General features: G+C 71.5%; 15 protein-coding genes. 8 read left to right on the forward strand and 7 right to left on the reverse strand.

Going from position 1 to position 15,944, the window contains the following annotated elements:
- Positions 1-7: 7 nt before the first annotated feature.
- From MJ604_RS09495 to MJ604_RS09510, 4 genes are all read right to left on the reverse strand, one after another.
- Positions 8-1,411, reverse strand: coding sequence for a hypothetical protein (locus MJ604_RS09495; RefSeq protein ID WP_243058099.1), 1,404 nt, complete (start codon positions 1,409-1,411; stop codon positions 8-10).
- A 382-nt stretch (positions 1,412-1,793) separates the two neighbouring features.
- Positions 1,794-3,278 (reverse strand): hypothetical protein, encoded by a 1,485-nt coding sequence (locus MJ604_RS09500; RefSeq protein WP_243058100.1) that lies wholly within the window; start codon positions 3,276-3,278, stop codon positions 1,794-1,796.
- A gap of 334 nt (positions 3,279-3,612) precedes the next feature.
- The gene (locus tag MJ604_RS09505) at positions 3,613-6,552 is read right to left on the reverse strand and encodes an Ig-like domain-containing protein (RefSeq protein WP_243058101.1); all 2,940 of its coding nucleotides are present in this window, start codon (positions 6,550-6,552) and stop codon (positions 3,613-3,615) included.
- A gap of 53 nt (positions 6,553-6,605) precedes the next feature.
- Entirely contained in the window at positions 6,606-6,857 is a 252-nt protein-coding gene (locus MJ604_RS09510) for a mycoredoxin (protein ID WP_243058102.1), read from the reverse strand.
- A gap of 79 nt (positions 6,858-6,936) precedes the next feature.
- On the opposite strand from MJ604_RS09510, the gene MJ604_RS09515 reads away from it, so the two are divergent.
- The 6 genes from MJ604_RS09515 to MJ604_RS09540 all read left to right on the forward strand — a co-directional run bounded on the left by MJ604_RS09515 (position 6,937) and on the right by MJ604_RS09540 (position 10,533).
- Positions 6,937-8,976: an ATP-dependent DNA helicase UvrD2 gene (locus MJ604_RS09515; protein ID WP_243058103.1), complete on the forward strand. Its 2,040-nt coding sequence runs from the start codon at positions 6,937-6,939 to the stop codon at positions 8,974-8,976.
- A 144-nt stretch (positions 8,977-9,120) separates the two neighbouring features.
- Positions 9,121-9,354 carry a hypothetical protein gene (locus MJ604_RS09520; protein ID WP_243058104.1) on the forward strand — a complete coding sequence of 78 codons (234 nt, stop codon included), beginning with the start codon at positions 9,121-9,123 and terminating at the stop codon, positions 9,352-9,354.
- 135 nt (positions 9,355-9,489) lie between these two features.
- On the forward strand, positions 9,490-9,810 hold the full coding sequence (locus tag MJ604_RS09525) for a WhiB family transcriptional regulator (protein ID WP_243058105.1): 321 nt from the start codon (positions 9,490-9,492) through the stop codon (positions 9,808-9,810).
- 48 nt (positions 9,811-9,858) lie between these two features.
- On the forward strand, positions 9,859-10,023 hold the full coding sequence (locus MJ604_RS09530; RefSeq protein WP_243058106.1) for a hypothetical protein: 165 nt from the start codon (positions 9,859-9,861) through the stop codon (positions 10,021-10,023).
- Positions 10,024-10,051: 28 nt separating this feature from the next.
- Positions 10,052-10,258, forward strand: a complete 207-nt coding sequence (locus MJ604_RS09535; protein ID WP_243058107.1) for a hypothetical protein — start codon at positions 10,052-10,054, stop codon at positions 10,256-10,258.
- Between the two features lie 110 nt (positions 10,259-10,368).
- Positions 10,369-10,533, forward strand: a complete 165-nt coding sequence (locus MJ604_RS09540; protein ID WP_243058260.1) for a hypothetical protein — start codon at positions 10,369-10,371, stop codon at positions 10,531-10,533.
- Between the two features lies 1 nt (position 10,534).
- Here the strand turns inward: MJ604_RS09540 and MJ604_RS09545 are convergent, their stop codons facing one another.
- Both MJ604_RS09545 and MJ604_RS09550 read right to left on the reverse strand, forming a co-directional pair.
- On the reverse strand, positions 10,535-11,293 hold the full coding sequence (locus tag MJ604_RS09545; RefSeq protein WP_243058108.1) for a hypothetical protein: 759 nt from the start codon (positions 11,291-11,293) through the stop codon (positions 10,535-10,537).
- Positions 11,294-11,489: 196 nt separating this feature from the next.
- Entirely contained in the window at positions 11,490-11,648 is a 159-nt protein-coding gene (locus MJ604_RS09550; RefSeq protein WP_011754982.1) for a DUF5679 domain-containing protein, read from the reverse strand.
- Positions 11,649-11,840: 192 nt separating this feature from the next.
- Here MJ604_RS09550 and MJ604_RS09555 point away from each other — a divergent pair, with 192 nt between their 5' ends.
- Positions 11,841-12,635, forward strand: coding sequence for an enoyl-CoA hydratase/isomerase family protein (locus tag MJ604_RS09555; protein WP_243058109.1), 795 nt, complete (start codon positions 11,841-11,843; stop codon positions 12,633-12,635).
- Here MJ604_RS09555 and MJ604_RS09560 read toward each other — a convergent pair.
- Positions 12,622-13,827: a TetR/AcrR family transcriptional regulator gene (locus MJ604_RS09560; protein ID WP_243058110.1), complete on the reverse strand. Its 1,206-nt coding sequence runs from the start codon at positions 13,825-13,827 to the stop codon at positions 12,622-12,624. The two genes, MJ604_RS09555 and MJ604_RS09560, sit on opposite strands and share 14 nt — an antisense overlap.
- A 152-nt stretch (positions 13,828-13,979) precedes the next feature.
- Here MJ604_RS09560 and MJ604_RS09565 point away from each other — a divergent pair, with 152 nt between their 5' ends.
- Positions 13,980-15,929, forward strand: coding sequence for a GMC family oxidoreductase (locus MJ604_RS09565; RefSeq protein WP_243058111.1), 1,950 nt, complete (start codon positions 13,980-13,982; stop codon positions 15,927-15,929).
- The last annotated feature ends 15 nt before the right edge of the window (positions 15,930-15,944 follow it).

Here is a 15,944-nt window from a genome sequence, read left to right on the forward strand (position 1 = left end):
GTTCCGGTCAGCAGCGCTTGGCGAACGCCGCGATCTCGTTCTCGAGCTGGGCGATGCGAGCGGTGGTGTTGTTGTCGTACGCCGCGCTCGGGCCGGGGGTCTGCCAGAAGCTCGGCAGGTAGACCTCGGCGTAGAGCGCGTCGGCGGTGGCCAGGCGGTCGTAGACCTTGGCCCAGTCGTAGCCGTCGGGCTGGATCATCTGCAGGCCGCGGGTGGGCACCGGCCCGTTCCAGATCTTGTCGAAGTCGTTCTCGACGGCGGCGCTGGGACTGCCCCACTCCTGCGTCTCGTCCCAGCCGTTGGCCTGGATCGCGAACTGGTCGACGCGGGCGCCCATGCGCTCGGCGATGTGGTCGGCGAGGGCGGCCGACTGGCCTCCTGACAGCGGGCCGTAGCCGGAGAGCGGGAGCTCGACGGTGAGGTTCTTGCTCGCGAACTGGGCGCCGACGTCGATGAGCTGCTCGTGCCCGGTCAGCCAGGTGCTCTGGCTGTAGCCGGGAGCGGCTCGGACCTCGGCGCCGTGGTTGAGCTCGGCCCAGTCCAGGCCGTACCAGGACAGGTGCAGCAGTCGTACGTCGTGGGCCTTGGACCAGGCGGCGAGCTTGGCGAGGTAGTCCCGGTAGGCGTCGAGGAAGACCTGGTGGTCACCCGAGGCGTTGGACCACGGGAGCGGGGCCGGGTTGCCGTTGACGAGGTACGACGCGGCGCCGGCGTCGAAGACGCGCTGCGGGGTGTGCGCGCCGGCCATGAACCGGATCGAGAGGGCCTTGCCGGAGTCGGCGGCGATGTCGGCGGCCTCGTCGAGCAGGGGGGTGGTGGTCTGGGTGCCGGTCATGTCGGCGGCGTCCCAGGGGAAGCGGACCGAGAACCCGACGACACCGGGCAGCGCGAGCGCGTCCTCGATCTTCGTCCGCAGCGTGCGCAGCTGCGACACGCTCTCGACCTGGTACAGCACCCAGGTGCCGCAGATCGCGTTGTCGGTCGAACCGCCGGGAGCCGGCTCCTCCGGGGTCGGCTCCTCGGGGGTGGGGTCCTCCGGCGGGACGGTCGGCGGGTTGGTCGGCGGGCCGCCCGGCGGGTTGGTCGGGGCGTTCGAGGCCGGCTCGCCGTTGGTGCGCAGCGTGTACGAGATGCCGCGCGGATCCACCGGGTCCATCGCCCGCACGCGGAGCCGGTAGTCGCCACCGGGGACGTCGGCGCTGACCTGGAGCGGACCCGTGCCGACGTCCCGGGTGATGAGGGCGCCCGTGTCGTCGCGCAGGCTCAGCGCGATCCGGGAGCTCGAGACGTTGTCGGCGCGGAGGGTGGCGACGAGCGTGCCGTCGGACGCGGTGACCTCGTGCCGCGTCAGCGGCCGCTCGGGGGTCAGTCGCCCAGCGATCTCGTTGGTCGAGCCGGAGGATGCCGGCACCAGTCCGGTGGCAGCGCCGGCCGGTGCCAGGGCGAGGACGGTCGCGGAGGCGACGGCAGATGCGAGGGAGACGGATCTGGACGGACGTTTGCGGCGCGCGGACAGGCTGGAAGTACTCACGGGGGACCTCGGGGGCTGGGTAGGCGGAGCGTCGAGGGCACCGCCTGGGTGTCACGATCGGCCCGGACTACGAGCGGCGATCGACGTTGAGCGCCGGTCCGGGTTCTCGTATGGCATCGGGACGATCCCCGTCGGACGGGCTGGGTGAACCCCCGAATTTTGGTATATCCATTCATCAGGCCGGGTCTCCCGTGAATGTCTATGCATGCGACCAGGCCCGCCCCCCGGTCGGTGACCGGGGAGCGGGCCTGTGGTTGTCAGATCAGCTGCAGTGCTGCTTGGAGAACGCGGCGATCTCGCTCTCGAGCTGGGCGATGCGGGCCGTGGTGTTGTGGTTGTACTGCGGCGTCGGGCCAGGCGTCTGCCAGAAGCTCGGCAGGTAGACCTCGCCGTACGTCGCGTTCACGGCCTCGGCCTGGTCGAAGACCTTGGCCCAGTCGTAGCCGTCCGGCTGGATCATCTGGACGCCGCGCACGAGCGGGCGGTTCCAGATCTTGTCGAACTGCGACTCGACCGTCATGTCCGGGGCGCCCCACTGGCGGGTCTCGTCCCAGCCGTTGGCCTGGACGATGAACTGGTCGTTGTTGGCGCCGACCGTGGTGACGATGTGCGCGGCCAGCGCGTCCGACTGACCACCCGACAGCGGGCCGTAGCCCGACAGCGGCAGCTCGACGGCGAGGTCCTTCGAGGCCAGCTTGGCGCCGACGTCGATGAGCGCCTTGTGGCCGGCCAGCCACTTGTCGTAGGTGTAGCCGCTGGCGGCCCGCACCTCGGCGCCGTGGTTGAGCTCGGCCCAGTCCAGGCCGAACCACGACAGGTGGAGCAGGCGGACGTCGTGCGCCTTCGACCAGGTGGCGAGCTTGCCGGCGTAGGCGGCGTACTCGTTGAGGAAGACCTGCACCTTGCCGGTGGTGCCGTCCCACGGCAGCGGGGACTTGTCACCGTTGACGGAGATGTAGCCCGCGCCGGCGTCGAAGACGCGCGTCGGGGTGTGCGCCCCGGCCATGAAGCGGATCGACAGGGCCTTGCCCGCCTTGCTGGTGATGTCGTACGCCTCGTCCAGCAGGGCGTTCGACGTCTGGGTGCCGGTCAGGTCAGCGGCGTCCCACGGGAAGCGGACCGAGAAGCCGACGACGCCCGGGAGCTTCAGCGCGGCCTCGATCTTCGGCCGCAGGGTGCGCAGCTGCGACACGTTCTCGACCTGGTAGAGCACCCAGGTGCCGCACGACGCCTCCGCGTTGGTGACGACCGGCTCCGGGGTCGGGGTCGGTGTGGGGGTCGGCGTCGGGGTCGGCGTCGGCGTGGGGGTCGGCGTCGGGGTCGGCGTCGGCGTGGGAGTCGGGGTCGGCGTGGGAGTCGGCGTCGGGTTGGTGATCGTGGTGCTGGCGGTCGTCTTCACCGCCAGCTGGTAGGTCATGCTCTTCTGGGTCAGCGGCCAGGCGGTGCTGACCTTGAGCTTGTAGCTGCCGGCCGGGACGCTCTGCTCGATGGCGACCGGGCTGGTGCCGTAGTCGCGGACGACGACCTTGCCGCTGCTGTCGACGAGCTCCAGCGTGGCGGTGAGGCCCGTCGAGCCCGTGAAGGTGAGCGTGGCGGCGAGCGTGCCCTTCGACGCGGTCACCGCGTGCGTGGCGCTGGTCTTGGACTTCGTCAGCGTGCCGCTGTACTTGTAGTCGGCCGCGTCGCTGGGCGACGCAGGCAGCACGAGGGCGACCACGACGGAGACGGCCAGGATCACCAGGGCCATCAGGGTCAGGCGGGGCGCGCTGGCAATGGACTTTCCACGGTGGGCGTCACGTGGATGGGGGCGTAGCGAATTCACTTCGTACCTCGGGGGGTGTAGGCAGCAGGCGTCCGAACGCCGCGCCAAAGCGGTGTCACGGTCGGCCCGGCACCCCCCGAATGTCAGCCGATGCTGTTCACGCGGTGCCAGGGCTTTCCGTATTGCGGTGTCCGTATGCCCTGCCGATCGGCCCGGCAACACCCCGTCTGATCCCCGATTTTTGGTAACTGGGTCGCCAAGACTCCCGATCGTGTGGGTTAGGTCACGCGAATGGGTACAGAAGGTGGTTCAGGTCACGTCAGCCGACGGTGAAGCTGGTCCACGCCGGCGTCGGATCGGCGATGCCGCCGACGTCGCGAGCGCGGGCGCCGACCCGGAACGAGCCGGCGTGGTCGGCGGACCACGTGGTCGACCACGTGGTCGGGCTCGCCATCCGGGTCGCGGGGGTGGCGTCCCCGTTCATCCACGTGAAGGGGCCCCACGTCTGCGTGACGTCGTTCCACCACAGACCCGTGGCGATGTCCTGGATCGCGACGTCGACCGCCCGGATGCCGCTGTCGTCGCTGGCCCGGCCGGTGATCGTCGTGGCGCCCAGGGGCACCGACTGCCCGCCCCTCGGCGTCGAGATCGTGGCGTTCGGGGCGGTGACGTCGCCCCCGGGGATCGTGAGCGTCACGGTCGTCGTCGCCGGGGTCGGGTCGACGTTCCCTCGGCTGTCCACGGCCTGCGCGGAGAACACGTAGGTGCCCGCGGAAGGCGGGGTCCAGGAGCTCGACCACGAGGTGCTGGTGGTCCCAGGAGCTACGGGGCTGCCGGGGAGCAGGATCTCCTCCGCGACCCAGCCGGTGCCGCCCCAGTACTGGCCGCTGAAGGCGTGCCGGACCGACCAGCGCACCGTCGCGATGCCCCGGTCGTCGGTCGCGGTGCCGGACAGGTCGACCCGCCCGACGGGGGCCGTGCTGCCGTCCAGCGGGGCCTCGAGGACCGTCTCGGGCGGCGCGCCGTCCGGCCTGTCGACGCGCACGTCGACCGCTCGGACGGGGGAGGAGACGGTGTTGTCGGCGTCCCGTGCCCGCGCCTCGACGTGGTAGGTCCGGCCGTACTGCGGGCCGGGGAACGTCCAGCTCCACCGGGCCGTGGTCGGGGTTCCCCACCACGGCGCGAAGCCCCAGGTCTGTGCGGACGTCCAGGTCGCCGTCGCCGGGTCCCACCACAGCCCGGTGCTCTCGTCGCGCACCGAGATCTCGACCGTCGAGAGCCCCCGGTCGTCGGTCGCCCTGCCGGACACGACCATCGGCGCGTCCGTGGTCGATCCAGGGGTCGCCGGTGACGTGATGGTCAGCGTCGGCCGGCCGAAGAGGTAGGCCGGCTTCGCGACCGCCGGGTCGAAGACCGAGATGCGGTCGTTGCTGGAGTCGGCGACGTACAGGCGCCCGGTCGAGTCGTGGGAGATCCCGGAGGGGTTCCGCAGCTGGTACGGCCCGGAGCCGGCGCCGCCCCACTTGCCGAGGAACGTGCCGGTGGTCGTGAAGGCCTGCACGCGCGACTGCGCCTCGTCGGTCGCGTAGACGACGCCGTTGACGACCGTGACGCCCCAGAGGCCGGTGAACTTGCCGTTGGCCGTGCCCTTGCCGCCGAAGCTGCGCAGGGCGGTGCCGCCCGTCGGCCCGTAGACGTAGATCTTCTGCTGGCCGGCGTTGGCGTCGGCGACGAAGACCTGGCCGGTCGCCGGGTCGACCGCGACCGACTTCGAGTTGCGGCCCGTGATCGTGCCCACCTGGGTACCGGTGGCGGCGTCCAGGATCTTCACCTGGACGGTGTTGCCCGTGTACGTCGAGCCCACGTCGGTCACGTAGGCGTAGCCGTTGCCGAACGCGATCGCGAAGGGCTTCTCGAACATGCCGGGGACGCTGTTGCGGCGGTTGTCCTCGTTTCCGACCTGGAACAGGAAGTTGGCCTGGTCGTCGTAGACGTAGATGGTCCCGCCGGCGTTGTTGGCGACCCAAACCCGGCGGTTGACGGGGTCGAAGCCGATGCCGCGCGGGTACTTCACGCCGTACGGCGGGGTGTTGCCGCGCCCGCCCCAGCAGCCTTCGTGGGCGCCGTCGGCGGCGTACCGGCAGAAGCGCTGGTTCCACGAGTCGGCGACCCAGACGTCCCCGGTGGCGGGGTCGACCGCGACGTCACGGGGCTGGCCGAGCTGGCCGGCCGGTCGCTCGGGGAGGGGCGAGGGCTGGATGTCGAGCGAGGCGCCGGTGGCGGGGTCGAACTCCTGGACCCGGTAGTTGCCGTACTCCGTCGTCCACAGCGTGCCGTCCGGCCCCATCGCCAGCTGGCGCGGTGCGATGAGCTGCCCGGGAGCCGTGCCCTCGCCACCGAAGTGGAACAGGGGGGTGCCGTCGAGCCCGAACACCTCGACCTGGTTCTGGAGGGCGTCGACGACGTAGAGGCGGCCGTGCTCGTCGTCGACCAGGACACTGCGCAGGTCGCCCGACAGCCCGCCGACGACGCTGACGTCGCCCGACAGCCCGATCGTGCGCACCAGGTGCCCGTCGGGATCGAGCACCAGGACCCGACGGTTGATCGAGTCCGAGACGTAGATCCGCCCGTCCTGCCCGACGTCGATGCCGTAGAACTGGCCCGGCTGCTGGTTGGGGAACGTCAGGTCCCACGCCGCGACCTGGGATCCGCCGCCGGGGGCCAGCTTGATCAGCCGGGACGGGTTCGCGGCGGTGTTCCAGAGGTGGCTGTCGAGGATGTAGATGTAGCCCTGGTCGTCGATGCTCAGCCAGGCGGTGTAGGTCTGGGCGTCGGACCCGGGGTCGACGACGACGTCCGGGAGCCGGTTGCCGGCGGCGTCGTAGTGGGCGAGCGTGTCCGGCTTCGGCTTGCCGACGTACACGTCACCGTTGCGCGGGTCGACGGCGACGGAGGCCAGGACGGACTCGGGGTCGCCGGTGGCGGCGCTGGGCTGAGGCAGCGTGCGCGCGTAGGTCCAGTCGGCGTCGTACTCGCGGACCTGGTAGTTGAAGTAGTCCGTGACCACCCAGGAGTCGGCGACCGGGTTCCAGGCCATGCCCCAGGGGAAGAGGCTGGCCCGTCCGGTGCCACCGATGCTGCGCACGTGGGACGGCGTGACCCAGGCGTCGGCGGCCGACGCCGGAGTTGCCACCACGACGGGTACGCCGACGATCAGGAGCGCCGCCGCCCCGAGGCAGGCGCAGAGTCTGTCCCACACCTTGCCGAGCGTGCCCGGTCAGCGGGCGGGGCGCCTCGCCAAATGGGGGTACGTCAGCCGGCGAGCGCGGCGAGCTTCTGCTTCACCTGCGCGAGCGACGGGTTCGTCTGCGCGGTGCCGTCGGAGTAGACCAGCGTCGGCACCGTCTGGTTCCCGTTGTTGACCGACTCGACCAGCTGGGCGGCGTCGGGCTGCTGCTCGATGTCGACGATGTCGAACGTGATGCCCTCGCGGTCGAGCTGGCCCTTGAGGCGGTGGCAGTAGCCACACCACGGGGTCGAGTACATCGTGAAGGAACCGTGCATCGGGACTGTCGCCTCCGGCGTCTAGGGTTTGGAAGGTCTCGCTGACACAACCATCGCCCACGAGGAGTTGTTCCCCCGAATGCCCGTCGCCCACCCCCTGCTCGATGCGCTCGATCCCGAGCAGCGGCGGGTCGCCGAGGCGCTCCGCGGGCCGGTCCGCGTGCTCGCCGGAGCCGGCACCGGCAAGACCCGGGCGATCACGCACCGGATCGCGTACGGCGTCGCCACCGGGACCTACGCGCCGACCGAGGTCCTCGCGGTCACGTTCACGACCCGCGCCGCGGGGGAGATGCGCGGGCGGCTGCGCGCCCTGGGCGCCGGCCCGGTCCAGGCCCGCACGTTCCACTCCGCGGCGTTGCGCCAGCTGCGCTACTTCTGGCCGCAGGCGCAGGGCACGGAGCTGCCTACGCTGATCGAGTCCAAGATCGGCCTGCTCGCCACCGCCGCCCGCCGGCAGCGGCTCTCCGCCGACCAGGCGCTGCTGCGCGATCTCGCCTCCGAGGTCGAGTGGGCCAAGGTCAGCAACGTCCACCCCGACGACTACCCGCGCGTCGCCGCCCAGCGCGGCCGCAGCGTGACCGGGCAGGACCACGAGACCGTCGGCCGGGTGTTCAGCAGCTACGAGGACGTCAAGCGCGGCCAGGGCCGGATGGACATGGAGGACGTCCTGCTCCTGACCGCCGGCATGCTCGCCGACGACGAGCGGATCGCGGCCCAGGTCCGCCGTCAGTACAAGTGGTTCGTCGTCGACGAGTTCCAGGACGTCTCGCCCCTGCAGTCCGCGCTGCTCGACCTCTGGCTCGGCGGCCGCGACGAGCTCTGCGTCGTCGGCGACCCGGCGCAGACCATCTACTCCTTCGCCGGCGCCAACGCCGACTACCTGCGCGACTTCCCGCGCAAGTACGCCAATACCACCTCGGTCGAGCTGGTCCGCAACTACCGCTCCACGCCCGAGGTGGTCGACGCCGCGAACACCCTGCTCGCCGGGTCGCCCAGCCAGGGCGTGGAGCTGCGTGCCCAGCGTCCGTCCGGCCCCACCGTCAGCTACACCCCGCGACCCGACGAGGTCGCCGAGGCGGAGTCGGTGGCCGCGGCGATCCTGCGGCTGCGCGACGCCGGCCGCAGCCTCGGCCAGGTGGCGGTGCTGTTCCGCATCAACGCCCAGTCGGAGTCGTTCGAGGAGGCGCTCTCCGCCCGCGGCATCCCGTACGTCGTCCGCGGCGCCGCCCGGTTCTTCGACCGGCCCGAGGTCCGCGAGGCGGTCACCCGGCTGCGCGGCGCAGCCCGCTCGGGCGAGGCCGGCGACGACGCGGCGAGCATCCCCGGTGCGGTGGCGGCGATCCTCGCCGGCATGGGCTGGACCGTCGAGGCGCCGACCACGCGCGGCCAGACCCGCGACCGCTGGGAGTCCTGGCAGGCGCTGGTCGACCAGGCCATCGAGTTCGCCGGCCACGAGGGCGCCACCCTGAACGGCTTCGTCGACGACCTCGACCGCCGCGCCTCCGAGCAGCACGCCCCGGTCGCCGACGGCGTCACGCTCGCGACGTTCCACGCCGCGAAGGGCCTCGAGTGGGACTCCGTCTTCCTGTGCGGCCTGCAGGACGGCACGCTCCCGATCACGTACGCCGACACCCCGGCCGCGGTCGAGGAGGAGCGCCGGCTGCTGTACGTCGGGATGACCCGGGCCCGCCTCGACCTGTCGCTGTCCTGGGCGCTGGCGCGCAACCCGGGCGGGCGGGCCGGCCGCAAGCCGTCGCGGTTCCTCGACCCGCTGCTGCCCCAGGAGGTCCTGGCGGCACGGGAGCAACCACGCAGCCGCAAGGTCGCCAGTTGCCGTGAGTGCGGCCGGCCGCTGTCGACCGGCGCGGAGAAGAAGCGGGGCCGCTGCTCGGACTGCCCCGCGTCGTACGACGAGGAGCTGTTCGAGCGATTGCGCGACTGGCGCAAGGACCGCGCGGGGGAGGAGAGCGTGCCGGCGTTCGTGATCTTCACCGACGCGACGCTGCAGCTGATCGCCGAGCACAAGCCGCGCACACCGGAGGCCCTGCTTCGCATCAGTGGTATAGGCCGGTCCAAGCTCGAGAAGTACGGCGAGGACGTGCTGACGGTCGTCGGCTGAGCACGTCCTGAGAAAAAATCAAGAAATACCCACTAAATCGTTTGCCCATTACATGGGTCGCACGATAGTTTTCCCTGGCAACAGAAACAGCGCACCACGATCTTGGCAGGATCGGCGCACTACGACTGAAGGAGGTGGCACCACATGAACAGCACCAAGACCTGGATGACGGCTCAGACCCCGTCGGCCTTTGGCATGCCCATTTCCGGTGGCCACGCCTTCGGTGCGTCGGCCATTGAGGGTTGCTCCGCTGTCGCCACGACGCTCGTCGTGCGCGATCGCGCCGCGGCAGCCACGAATGGCGCCGTCAAGACGGACCGAGTCTTTGCTCAGTCCTACGTCCCGGGGACCAGTGCCTGGAGTCCACCGATCTGTTGAGAACCAACAGCTCGGCAGCCTCCAGGCCGCGGAACCCGAAAACCGGGATCCGCGGCCTTCTTGTTTCTCAAGGCACGGATCTTCAGCCAGAACTCGCATCATCCACCGCGATCAGGTCAGAAGAGGAGGTGAAACATGACCATCAGCGAGCTCGTTCGCACCGATGGCACCGAGGTCAGCCTGGGTCAGCTGCACGACCAGGCCAACCAGGTGGACGACGACCTGCTGCCCTGCCGGGCCAACAACCCGGAGCTGTGGTTCGCAGAGTCCCCGAGCGACGTGGAGAGCGCCAAGGCCCTGTGCCTGGACTGTCCGGTCCAGGCCCTGTGCCTCGACGGTGCCCTCGAACGCCGTGAGCCCTGGGGAGTCTGGGGAGGCCAGCTCTTCCTCCAGGGCGTGGTGATCCCGCGCAAGCGTCCGCGGGGCCGCCCCCGCAAGAACCAGGCAGCCGCCTGATTCCAGCACCACCGACCAACCTCTTCGACAACGACGTCAGGAACCGAGATGAACCTCAACCACCAGTACCTCGCTCGCGCGGAGCAGACCGCTCGCCTGCGCGAGGCCGAGCAGTGCCGACCGGGTCGCCGGCTGGCCGGTGCCATGCGCACCAGCCGCAACGCCGAACGTCTCGCTCAGCAGGCCCGCCTCGCTCTCGCTCGCACCTTCTGAGCGCAGCACCGAACAACGAAAGCCACTCATGAACACCATCGTGACCACGAACCCGAACGGAATGAACGACATGAACTTGATGCATGAAGATCTGGCCCGCGCGCAAATGTCCATGCGCCTGGGAGAGGCGCAGGAGCTCCAGCTGGGTCGCCGGCTGGCCACCGCTCGTCGACTCAGCCGCAAGGCCGAGCAGGCGGCACAGCAGGCGCGTCTCGCTCTGGCCCGCGCGCTCTGATCGAACACCGGTACTCACCTGATCGCGGGTGACTGAACCCGAGAGCCGGGTGCCACGACCAACGGTCGCGGCACCCGGCTCTCGGCGTTTCCACGCTCTACCCTGGAGGGGTGGGCATGATCTGCGACTTCTGCGGCCGGCAGGAATCCGACGACGCCAAGACCCTGACCTGGACCACCTCGGTGGAGAACGGGCGGAAGCGGGCCTACTGCGACGACTGCTCGCGCGCGAACCTGCGGGCGATGGAGGGCAAGCTCGACTCCGAGTTCTGGTGACCTAGACCGCGACCCCGTCGGCCCACGAGCAGCCGCAGTGGGGGTGCCGCAGCCACGCGTGGGTACGCGGCGCCAGGTCCGCACCGACCGCGACCGTCGCGGACCACGTCGACGGCCGGCCGCCCTCGGCATGGGTGAGCACGTCGCGCACCGCCCAGGCCGCGACCAGCGCGGTCAGCCCCGGGTCGTGCGACTCGACCGCCAGGCCACCGACCTGCTCGACGACCACGGCCCGGCGCGGGTCGTGCTGGCCGAGGTGGGCATCGACGCAGCGCAGGCAGGCGGTCCACCCGGGCACCACGAACGGCCCGATCGTGAACCCGTACGCCGATGCTGCCACCACGAGGTGCGCCCGGCCGTCGCGCACGTGGGCGTCCACGTCGGCGCGGACGGGCTCGCCGTCGGCCAGCGCCAGCGCCACCTCGGCGTCCTCGGCGGGCACCAGGTCGCAGCCGGCGGCGCGCAGGATCCTCGCCGCCTCGGTGGCCACCGCGCTGCCGCCCTCGACCGCGACCCGGGCCGCCCCGCGGGGAGCGGGACTCTCCACCAGCAGGCCGGCCCGGCCGAGATCGGCCAGCGCACGGTGCGCCTGCGGTGAGTCCGGGACCGGCGGCCGCCCGGAGACCAGGTCGTCGAGGAGGCGGCGTACGTCCGGCCGGTCGGGGAGGACCAGGCGCCACGGCGGGTCGACGCCGACCTGGAGGTGGTCGTCGTCGCGGCGCACGACGTGCAGGCCGGGTCGCAGTCGGGGATGGCTCATGAGAGCCGTCTACCCGGTGAGTCGGGGACCGATCAGCCTGTCCACAGATGGGTTTCGAGATGTCTCGACCTCAGGGGCTGAGGCTCGTCCCTCGCAGGCTCGGTCAGAGCTGCCCATGACAAACGGCGCCCACCCGGTCCGTCGGACCGGATGAGCGCCGTTGTACTAGCTCAGTTCGGCGATACGCGGATGTGCGTCAGGCCTTGCCGAGGATGCGGTTGAGGTTCGTGCCGCAGACGGGGCAGACGGCCTTGGCCATCCGGGTGCCCTTGTCGTTGACCTTGACCTCGCCCTCCGCCTCGCGCTTCTCCTTGCACTTCACGCAGTAGAACTCGCCGCTCCAGGTCTCCGCCATGACGGCCTCCTTGCCTAATCATTTTCATCGGTCGTCGCGACGGGGAAAAGGGGAAGACCCGTCGGAGTACGACGGCGGGTGCCGTCGAACCGCCTCGACCCTACGACACGCACGCCTGAGCGTGCGTCAGGCGCACCGTGAGCGGTGAATCGGGTCACGGCGCGCCGGATCGGCGTTCAGTACCTTGACCCCATGACTACCCGGTCCCACCTGCGTCTCGAGCGCCCCTCCGAGGGCGTCGCGCTGCTGACGCTCGACAACCCTGACCAGCGCAACGCGATGTCCGACGAGATGACCTCCTCGTGGGTCGCGGCGATCGACGAGCTGGCCGCGGACCGCTCGGTGCGAGCCGTGGTCGTCACCGGTGCGGGCTCCGCGTTCTGCTCGGGCGGCAACACGTCGTGGATCGCCAGCGAGCCGGACGCGTCGGTCGACCACCTGCGCACGCGGATGATCGCGTTCTACCGCGCGTGGCTGTCGATCCGCCGGCTCGAGGTGCCGACGATCGCCGCCGTCAACGGTGCCGCGATCGGCGCGGGTCTGTGCCTCGCACTCGCGTGCGACCTGCGGTACGCCGCCTCCGGCGCCAAGCTGGGCGTGCCGTTCGTGAAGCTCGGCATGCACCCGGGCATGGCCGCGACCCACCTGCTGCCGAACGTGGTCGGGCCCGCGCACGCGCGCGACCTGCTGCTGACCGGCCGCGTGGTCGACGCCGACGAGGCGCTGCGGCTCGGCCTGGTCTCGCAGGTGCACGCCCGCGAGACGTTCCTCGACGACGTGCTCGCGACCGCGGCCGGCATCGCCGCGACCGCGCCGATCCCCAGCAAGCTCACCAAGCTCGCGCTGATGGACGGCGGGCACGAGGACTTCGAGGCCGCGATCCAGTGGGAGGCGATGGCGCAACCGATCACCCTCGCGACCGCTGACCTGCAGGAGGGCATCCGGGCCGCGCAGGAGAAGCGGGCGGCGGTCTTCACGGGGCGCTGAGAACCCGGCTGATGATCGCGTGCACCCGTGCCCGGGTGCTGTCGTCGTCACGCCAGTGCAGCCGCCGTCCCAGGTCGGTGACCGTGGAGATCGCGGCCAGCGCCAGGAACCGCGCCTCGGGCAGCCCGAGGTCGGGCCGCGCCCCGCGCAGCAGCGTCACCCACAGCGCTACGTGCTCGCGCTGCAGCGCGCGCAGCCGGGCCTGGTCGGCAGCAGGGAGCGTCGTGACGTTGGCGTAGTAGACCGACATCTGCTCCTTGTGGGAGAACGAGTGGGCGACGTACGCCCGCGCGAGCCGGTCGAGCGCGATCGCCGGCTTCGCGCCGCGGATGCCGGCCGCCTCGACCGCGGTGTTCAGGTCCTGGGAGGCGACCAGGCACGCCTCCAGCAGCACCTCGGCCTTGCTGCGGAAGTGCCGGTAGAAGCCCGAGGTCGTCAGGCCGGCCTCGGCGGCGATCGCCTCGATCGTGACCTCGGCGAAGCCCTCCGCGTAGAACTGGTGGACCGCCGAGTCCAGCACGGCGGTACGCCGGGGGACGCGCCCCGGTGACGCGACGGGTGCCGGAGCGGCCGCGCCGGGGGACGCGGGCGGCAGCTCGGTGCCCACCACCCGGGTGGCGGCGTCCGCGACCAGCCGCGTGAGGCGCGTGATCGGGAGCGAGGTCCGGTGCGCGGTGATGCTGGCGACGACGCTCAGCGCTCCGGAGCTCAGCAGGTCGATGTCCGCGGACGGGTCGTCAGGGCACACGGTGCGCACGTCGGCCGCGACCCGCGCGATCATCTCCTCGAACTGGAGGCGCACCTCCTCGCGGTCGCCCGGCTCGAGGTAGCGGCCCTCCCAGCGGTAGATGCCGCCGGCGCTGCGCTGCCTCGCGGTGACGCGGGTGAGGGTGGCGAAGACGTCGTGCAGGTGGGCCATCGCGACCTCGGGATCCGCGAGGTCGGCGCCCAGGGGAGCGGTCGCCCACTCCTCGAGGAGCGTGCCGCTGAGCGAGGTCGCGCAGGTCGCGAACATCGCGTACTTGCTGGGGAAGTGGCGGTACAGCGCCGGGCCCGAGACCCCCACGGCGGCGGCGATGTCCTCCATGCCGACGTTGTGGTACCCGCGCGCAGCGAAGGCGTCGCCGGCGGCAGCCAGGATCAGCTGCTTGCGGTTGCGCGGCCGCACGGCGACGCGTTGCGCACCTGCCACGGGGCCAGCCTCTCCCAGTCTCGAACGTGTGGATGGGCGTTAACTTATCTGTGAATCTCGATTAACAAAATCCTTGCAAATCCGTTCGCGACCCGGGCATGCTGTGCCGCACGTCACGTCGGCAGGCCGGCGGGAACCGGGAGAGGGAGCGCATGGAGCTGACCGAGAAGCAGCGGGCCAACCTGGCCCTGATCTGCGACACGTTCGCCCCGGGGGACGGCGACCGGATCCCGTCCGCGAGCGCCCTCGGTGCCGTCGCGGTCGTGGAGGGTCTGGCCGCCCACAACCCCCGCGCCGCGGAGTTCGAGCAGCTCGCCCGGCTCCTCTCGGCCTGGGACTCGCGGACGCTCGGCCTGCTGCTCGGCTTCGGCCCGCGCCGCTTCTCGCGGCTCGACCAGGACCAGCGCGAGGCGGCGCTGATCGGGCTCTCGGACTCCCGGATCTCCCAGAAGCGGGCGCTGTTCCAGGCGCTCAAGGGCGCCGCGACCCTGGCGTACTACATGACGCCTGGACCCACGGCCCGCTCCCCGCTGTGGGACGCCATCGGCTACCCGGGACCCCTCGGCCCGCTCGCGACCGCGCCCGCACCGGCGCTCCAGCCGGTCACGCCGAGCGGTCCGCTCGAGCTCGACTGCGACGTGGTCGTCGTCGGCTCCGGGGCCGGCGGCGGTACGGCGGCCGCGGTGCTCGCCGCGGCCGGCCACGCGGTCGTCGTGCTCGAGAAGGGCCTCTACTACGACGACCGCGACTTCGACGGCGGCGAGCTCAGCGGCATGTCCCGGCTCTACGCCCCCGGTCCGTCGGCCACGGTCGAGGGCCAGCTCAGCCTGCTCACCGCCCAGTGCCTCGGCGGCGGCACGGTCGTGAACTACTCGACCTGCTTCCGCACGCCCGACGACGTGCGGTCGGAGTGGGCGGGCCTCGGAGTGCCGCAGTTCGCGACCGAGGAGTTCGACCGCTCGCTCGACGCGGTGTGGGACCGGCTGCGCGTCAACGGCGACCACAGCCAGATCTCCTCGCGCGACAGGATCATGGAGGCCGGGCTCGAGAAGCTCGGCTGGCACGTCGACTCGCTCGACCGCAACGTGGTCGGCTGCGACACCGGTGCCGAGTGCGGCCGGTGCGGACTGGGCTGCCGGATCGGCGCGAAGCAGTCGGTCACCAAGACCTGGCTCGAGGACGCCGAGCGCAGCGGCGCGCGGCTGGTCACCGGTGTCGACGTACGCACGATCACGCGCAGCGGCGGGACGGCAGACGGCGTCGAGGGCCGGACGGCGGACGGGCACCCGGTCCGCGTGCGAGCCCGAGCCGTGGTGGTCGCCGGCGGCAGCATCCAGACCCCGGCCCTGCTACGCCGCTCCGGGCTCGGCAACGCCAACATCGGCAAGCACCTGCGCCTGCACCCGGCCACGGCCGTGTGGGCGGACTTCGACGAGCAGGTCGTCCCGTGGGAGGGGGCGATGCAGAGCCGGTACTCGCGCGAGCACGCCGACCTCGACGGCTCCGGGTACGGCGTCGTCTACGAGACCGCGGCCGCGAACCCGGCCCTGGCCGTCGCGTTCATGTCCTGGCGCGGCGCGGCCACGCATCGCGAGCGGATGCTGCGGCTGGCCAACCTCAGCAGCGTCGGCGTGATCACGCGCGACCAGGACTCGGGGGAGGTGCGGGTCGGCAAGGACGGCGAGCCGGTCGTCAGCTACCGCCTGTCGGACCGCGACGAGCGGCGGTTGCGGGCCGGCGTCGCCGGCGCCGCCCGGATCCTCGAGGCCGCCGGCGCGCGCAGCCTGTTCTCCGGCCACCAGGCCGGCGTCACCTGGACCCGCGACCGGGACGGCGGTGTCGAGGGGTTCATCGAGCGCTGCGACCGCGCCGGGTACGGCCCGGGCCGGTGCGCGATGGCGGCCCTGCACCTCATGGGCTCGGCGCGGATGGGCGGCGACGCCGCGACCAGCGCGACCGACCCCGACGGCGTCACGTGGGACGACCCGAACGTGGTCGTCGCCGACGCCTCCAGCTTCCCGACCGCCTCGGGCGTGAACCCGATGGTCTCCATCGAGGCGATCGCCCACATGAACGCGTCGCGCCTCGCCGCGCGGCTCTGATCCACCCACCACTGC

The sequence above is a fragment of the Nocardioides sp. SR21 genome (genome assembly GCF_022761125.1).
Taxonomy (GTDB): domain Bacteria; phylum Actinomycetota; class Actinomycetes; order Propionibacteriales; family Nocardioidaceae; genus Nocardioides.